The 538-nt window shown below is 70.1% G+C and carries 1 protein-coding gene; it reads left to right on the top strand.

Annotated elements, in window-relative coordinates; genetic code table 11:
- Nucleotides 1–226 precede the first annotated feature (226 nt).
- Nucleotides 227–538: aminotransferase class I/II-fold pyridoxal phosphate-dependent enzyme (locus FLQ44_RS07740; RefSeq protein ID WP_147693935.1), on the top strand; the 312-nt coding region annotated here is incomplete at its 3' end.

The raw sequence follows: 538 nt of genomic DNA, 5'->3' as shown, positions 1-538 counted from the left end.
GGGCGCCCAGCGCCTGGCCCCAACTCGGCCTCTGTAGGGTGGGCCAAGCGCAGCGCGGCCCAACGCCGCGTACACAGCGCACGGCCCAGGCCGCGTCCAGTGGATGCGTGGCGACCGCTTCGCATACGCGTGCGTTTGCGTTGGGCATCGATATGCGCCTCCCGCATTGGTCGTGATGGCAGTGAGCGCCTATCCTTCCGGGCTCGACTTCCCCGGAGCCTTCGCGATGTTCTTCGAGCTGCAGCCCGCCCCCGCCGATCCCATCCTGGGCCTGATGGCCGCATTCCGCGCCGATCCGCGGCCGCACAAGATCGATCTCGGCGTCGGCGTGTACAAGGACGAGGCCGGGCACACGCCGGTGCTGGCCTGCGTCAAGCGCGCCGAAGTGCGTCGCACCGAGCGCGAGGACAGCAAGACCTATATCGGCATGGCCGGCGATCCGGGCTTCAACGCCGCGCTGGAAAAGCTCGCGCTGGGCGATGTGCCGGCGCTGGCCTATGGTCGCGTGGCGACTGCGCACACGCCGGGCGGTACGGGC

The sequence above is a fragment of the Vogesella mureinivorans genome, assembly GCF_007644035.1.
GTDB classification, from domain to species: Bacteria; Pseudomonadota; Gammaproteobacteria; order Burkholderiales; family Chromobacteriaceae; genus Vogesella; species Vogesella mureinivorans.
The sequence above is the reverse complement of the archived record's forward strand: the minus strand, read 5'-3'. Positions and strand labels throughout refer to the sequence as shown.